This is a genomic window from Candidatus Poribacteria bacterium (assembly GCA_021295755.1).
Taxonomy (GTDB): Bacteria; Poribacteria; WGA-4E; order WGA-4E; family PCPOR2b; genus PCPOR2b.
Genome location: JAGWBT010000164.1, coordinates 1 through 6,149 on the forward strand (window position 1 = coordinate 1; position 6,149 = coordinate 6,149).

At 50.3% G+C, this 6,149-nt stretch carries 4 protein-coding genes; all 4 read right to left on the reverse strand.

Annotation, left to right across the window (positions count from 1 at the left end; genetic code table 11):
• Positions 1–805 (reverse strand): DNA polymerase III subunit delta' (gene holB, locus J4G02_19960; protein ID MCE2396804.1); only part of this gene is annotated, 805 nt, incomplete at its 3' end.
• A gap of 8 nt (positions 806–813) precedes the next feature.
• Entirely contained in the window at positions 814–1,446 is a 633-nt protein-coding gene (locus J4G02_19965; GenBank protein ID MCE2396805.1) for a dTMP kinase, read from the reverse strand.
• 17 nt (positions 1,447–1,463) lie between these two features.
• On the reverse strand, positions 1,464–5,414 hold the full coding sequence (locus J4G02_19970) for a hypothetical protein (GenBank protein MCE2396806.1): 3,951 nt from the start codon (positions 5,412–5,414) through the stop codon (positions 1,464–1,466).
• 213 nt (positions 5,415–5,627) lie between these two features.
• The coding region (locus J4G02_19975) for a DUF2961 domain-containing protein (protein ID MCE2396807.1) at positions 5,628–6,149 on the reverse strand (522 nt) is incomplete at its 5' end.

Sequence of the window (6,149 nt, forward strand, 5' to 3'; positions counted from 1 at the left end):
GTTCCGCATGATGGACATGCGTGAGCAAATCTGCGGGGGCACCCTGATGCAGCAACACCAAGTCACGATACCATGTCACGAGATGGTCGAGTGCTTCCGGTTGCTGACTCCATTTCTCCGCAATACGGAAGGTGTCTAGCCGATCGCTGGCAATCATAATTTCGGGGATTTCTTCATCAACGCCAGTCCCTTCTTGGAGCATCATCAGTGCTTTGCCAACGGCACCTCCGGATGCTGTCGAGATTGAGAACGCTTGGCTTTCGTCAATGTTAAATCGATCCATCAAATGCCCGGCAAGTTCGGAAATCACGAGTGGGTGAAAAGGGATGATTTGGCAACGGGACCGGATTGTGGGTAACAACGCGTCAAGATTTGTCGTCAGGAGGATTAAAACCGAATCGGCAGGCGGTTCCTCAAGGGTTTTGAGCAGACAGTTTGCGGCTTCGAGGTTCATCCGTTCCGCTTCGGTCAGGATGTAAACTTTTCGTGCCCCCTCAAGCGGTCGATAAATGATTCGCTTTTGTAGGTCGCGGATCTGGTCAATCTTGATCCAAGCCCCCGATGGACGGATAATCTGAAGGTCGGGGTGATTTCCGTCGTCGGCTTTGCGACAGGCTAAACAGGTGCCGCAGGCTCCCGCATCTGATGTGAGGCAGTTGATAGTCTTTGCAAAATGAAGTGCGATAGTCTCTTTTCCAACATTAGCAATTCCAACGAACAAGTAGGCACCCGCCACGCGATTCGATGCAATTGCGTGGTACAGCTGTTCGAGAGTCTGGCGATGTCCGATGATAGCGTCTTTCATAAAGCTGCTCACTGTTGCAACAAGGGTTGGATTATTGCCTGAATCTGTGCATACACCTGCTCCGGGCTAACTTGTGCATCGATAATTTTCAGACGCTCGGGTTCCTGCTTCGCTATAATTTGGTAACTCTCCCGCAGTCGGCGGTGAAACTCAATTTTTTCTCTTTCTAAACGGTCTAACCCACCTCGACTGTTTTGGACGCGTTGTAACCCAATCTCCACCGGCAAATCCAGCACAAAAGTTACATCCGGCGTAACACCGTCGGTCGCAATCCGATTCAGGTGATGTATCCTTCCCAGATCTAACCCACGCCCATAACCTTGATAGACGACCGTTGCATCCGCGAATCGGGAGGAGATGACAACCTTCCCCGCTTTCAGCGCAGGTTTGATAACCTCTGATACATGCTGCGCCCGCGACGCAGCGTATAGCAGCAACTCGGTCGTCGCTGCCATCTCGTTGTGTTCTGGATTCAGCAGCATGTCGCGAATCTGCTCAGAGATGGGTGTACCGCCCGGTTCGCGTGTCAGGCAGACATCATAGCTAGCTTGTCTCAAATCTGCCGTTAGACGTTCGATCTGCGTCGTTTTTCCCGCCCCGTCCGTACCTTCAAATGTAATAAAAAGTCCTCGATCTGCCACAGCTGCTCTCAAAGGGCTTATTCTGGATTGGGTTCGGATTCGTTCGTCTCAACCGTTCCGTGTTCCGTCGCTGTTTCCGGTTCAACTGCTTCAGGAGTGGTTTCCACTCTTTCTGGGGGAAGCACTTCAAAATTCGTCGCGCCCACCAGATGTTTGCACTTGATGAAGACGATGTCCTTCTCCTCACGATAGAGCCAACCGGATTCAGTAGTTGAGAGATTATCTGCAATGGGAAGTTCTCGATCTCCCGTACGAATTGCAGAGGGCCCCGGTTTCGCTGAAGGTTCTGCTCCGCCGTACCGCCTTCCGTATCCCGCAATGATAGAATAGCTTGTTTCGTTTTGGACATAACGCAGTGAAAACGTCAGTCGCCCCGAATCATCATAGTCTAACCCATCAATCCTTGCGCCGCTACTGACGTGAATACGATCGTCTTGTACATGGTAAATCGCGGTCGAGATATCTGGATCAAGTCCACGTAAGGTATACAGGTTCACCATAATGTCTTCTGGATTGATATGAGGTCCCCGTCCTTCCGTACAGTAACCGTAGAAACCATCGGGATATGTTCCCTTGAGTTCCCCTTCTGTCCACTGCTGATACATGGCACTGATAGTAATTCCCTCCGCTAGCTTCGCCCAGAACTGGCTTTGACTCTCAGATGTATGTCGAGCGAGATGCTGAAGGGCGTAAGCGTAAACCAAGCCGTTCCACTGAACGGGAACACCGAACCACGGGTGGGTATAGAAGGTTGTGCCGAACACCGGTATAGAACCAAAACGCATACCGGGACGGTCCGACAGATGCCAATGATATATAAAAGGGAGCCCCGCTTTTGCCCACTGCTCCGCCCTTTCGAGATGACCTTTTTCTTGAGTGATTTCGTAGGCTTCAACATAGGCACCAACAGTATGGGCCGCCGCGAGAAGATCCGGTTCATAAAGCGGACACTCCCACGTTTGGGCGCCGCGTGGAACCTTGAAGCCCTCCATAAACTTCAGTCCCTTCAGTCCAGCTGCCAACGATTCCGAATCACCAGTCACACGCGCGTGCTTGAGGAGTGTCCGAGCCGTGGGAGCACAAGTTCCTAAAGCGGCGTCTCCTTCACTCCCTAGCGTTTTGGCTCGATCTGTAATCGGGTGGAAACGCCAACTGCCATCCTCTTCCTGTGTCTCAATCCATCGCGTTGCAATCTCTTTGAGTCGATCTATTCCCGCTTCAACCTCTCCAAAGTAGAATGGTGCCTCCCATTTCAAGATGTGACAAAGATCTGTCGAACTCAGTCCAGCCGGTCCCGCTTCTTGGATTGTGCGCGTCACGATTTCAAGCGCTCGCTGCCTGACCGATTCATCCTTAATGGTATCATCCTGTGTCTGGATGAGATAATCATACCATAACAGCGTCGCAAAACCGGGGGCATTACCCGGTGTCCAATCAACACAATGCTGCGATTTTCCTGTTTCTTTATCCCATACGGTCTGCATGAAGCCGTGCCGCGACAGCAGAACCTCTTCCCTATCGGTCCGTGGCGCTTTTAACGGTTCGGGTACGCCGTAAGCGGCTGTCCAATGGGAAATAGCATCCAGAATGGAAGCGTTTCCATCGACAATAATTTGTGCTTTAATCGTGATCGGTAGGTTTGCTTTCAGCGGATACGGTGTCGAGGCTGCCAAGTGATTCTCCTCAACCCAATCAGGAATGGTGGGAAGAAACAAACCCATTAGGTGGTTCTTTTGACGGTTGCACCAATTCGGGGAAGAAAAAGCTGCTGATAGCATGTTATGCTCACCATCCCAAGGTTCCAACGCATCCCACGCCAAACCAACCAACGTCTTTTTATGCTCGACAGCCATCAGTGGAATCGTGATTTTATACGGATGGGGTACAAGTCGGTTGTTATTCGGCGGAGCGACATCCCGCGAACTCGACGATGGCTCATCACCTTCCAAAAACTCCAAACCGGGAAACAGAGCAGCGGTCTTACGCTCACCAAACGCTCCATCTCCTGCATAAAGGATTGGTCCATTGAAAGCGATTAGTTCCCGCTCCTGATCCGCAGTGAGGCTGTATTCCACCTTGAGCCGCCTAGATTCCTCAGACAGCGAAAAACGCGCTTCATAAGACCAAAGCACACCGTCTTCGCCTCGTTCCTCGGAGGACAGTAGAACGATCGATTCACCAACGTTATTTCCGGCAAGACGGTAGACAGTCGGGGTAATTTTGATGTGTTGAGGAGTTCCTAATGCGTCACGATAGCGAATTTCTGAAATCGCATTGCAGACTGCAACCTGACGGTAACGTCCATTTCGTGCTGCGAAAAGCAGGCAATATTCAAATCCACCAGATCCTCTGACGAAAAGTGTGCGCAGGTGCCGATTTTCGGTGATAACATGTCCGTTCTGGTCGTAGGTGCATAAATCCGAAGCGGCTTGATTAGAAATTCTAGGGATTGCTGGTAGCAGGTTGACATTCTGATCAACGGCTTGACGAATTTCACCGGTCGGCATTTGACATCGAAGTACAACAGATGCCCGAGCCACCGACTCACGCGAAAAACTGCGGATACTCCACGAATACGTTGTCTCTTCACCCGGGTTGAGCCTCTTCAGCGGTTGTGTCGTTCTTCCGCGTCGCAATTTAATCCGATTGATTGAGAGAGTCGCTTCGTGAATAGGCTCAATTGGAGCTAGCCCATTGTTACGAACCGTGCATTGCAGCTCAAAGTCCTCTCGTGCGGTAAGGAGAGCGCCGGTTGGTCCTGCGGCGACGATTTCTAGTTTTGGTTGCTCTGTGTAGAACGCCAATTCAACAATCGAGGTCCCCGCTTTAGCTTCCATCCGCTGGCTCAATCCATCTGCAACTTCCGAAGCCAGCGTAGAAACTTCCAAATCGAATTCGGTAACCGAGACTTTTGCAGTTTCTCCTTCTAAAAGTCCTACTGCAAGGCCACGTCTGAGCCTGGGTTCATCTTCGTTTTTTGCCAGCAGCAGCGAAGTACGGGTTAGCTTCAAGACACGTGGGTTCCCCCATAAAGCCCAGTCGTACTCAGTATTACCAGCACCGTTGCAATCGGTCAGGAAACCAACTTGAACCGTGCTTCCAGCAAGCTCAGACAGGTCTACAAGATGTTCGTCCCATCGGCAAGCCTCGGAGACGCTTTCAAAACGGCGTTGGTCTGAAATCTCAATCGCAAACTGTACCCCATCAGGCTTCGTGTGCGACAATTCAAAATCAACACCATCCCTCAAGCCAATACTGAAATGCAAAATCAGATTCTCGTTGGATTCCACCTCTGGCAACGTTACCTCATACTGGATTCGCGTATAACCTTCTGCGGGCGGATGTTCACAGAGCGCTGCTTTTTTTATACCTCCGGCGCTCTCCTCGGTGCTAGCAGAGGTCTTTTCGGCATCGCTCGATTGGCTGTGCTGGAATTCATTCACGAAATTGTATACCTCATCAATGATCCCAAAAGTGAGCGGCACCCCAGTATCTTCGATTGTTGCTTCATCTGAATCTGCTACGATTTCCTCGGCCGTTTCACCTTCGACGGTTTCAACTTGCGCTGTATTGACCACGGTTTCTTCAGTTGGTGCCTCCGTGAGGACATCAACCACAACCTCATCAGGGGCTGTTGCTACTTCCTCTTTATCCCCTGACACGGACTCGTCCACGTTGGTCTCGTCATCAGCACTACTGACATGTGATTCTGTATCTGTTTCCACCGCTGCGACTGGCTGCGAATCCGTCTCCATTATTTCTTCGTTGCCCTGTTGATTTTCGCTTGGCGTAACCATTGCATCTGAATCATCGGCTTCATCGTGTTCGGAATCTATCGTATGCTCTTGTGTTTCCGCTGTTGATAGGTTTTCTTCCCTCGTGTCGTCGGGTAGATCTTCTTTATCCCGCTCGGTTTCGCCGGCATGAAAAAGCGTCCATGCGAAGAGTCCCTTAAAAGTCGTGAACATTCAACTCCTCCCAAAATTGCAACTAAAAAATGGGCAAATAAGTATATGAGTACCCTTGACCCTAGATTCGTCGTCCACTGTGAAATATATGTTGCTAGATTCCGTAGATCTCGAACACATCGGGATGTTGATACGTTTGACCAGAAACAGCACTCTACTCAAAGCCCTCAAAGATAATAGTTATTCATAAGTTCAAAAACCATACATCACGTTTTACGGTTCAGCTTTATGCTTCTCCGCCCATTGCGCCTTCAACTGTTTCATTTCATCGTTTAACGTCGGTTCCGCTTGTTGCGTTTGTACCGTTTCATTGATAAGCCATCCTCCATCTTCACCCCTGAGAACCGGCTTTCGTTGCTGGACCGGTAGGATACCGAAGGGTTTATGCGGTTCGAGTTGATACCAATAGGCAACTGAAGATGTTTCATTACAGAGGTGGTTCCCGTGTCCGTGCTCAATGGTAGCGCGAATTTCCTTCTCAAATCGAACTGGATTTTCGAGATGAAACACATACGAGGTTTGATAGCCATCAGTGTCCGGCTCATAGATTGACGAACCGTTGTGTGGGAATGCGTTGGGCTGCATGCCCCACGCCTGGTTGAGATAATCCTCTGAGCCTGTGCCGTGAAGATCGGGAGGCCACTTATAACCATCGACCCAAATCATGTCGTCTCCTTCACCCCACCACGTGCCTTGAAAATTGGTAATGGAGAGATTACAGCCGATGTAGTGTCC

What these genes read in the sequence shown, in the direction of transcription:
- J4G02_19970 (MCE2396806.1), bottom strand. Translation starts at nt 5,414, where the DNA reads ATGTTCACGACTTTTAAGGGACTCTTCGCATGGACGCTTTTTCATGCC.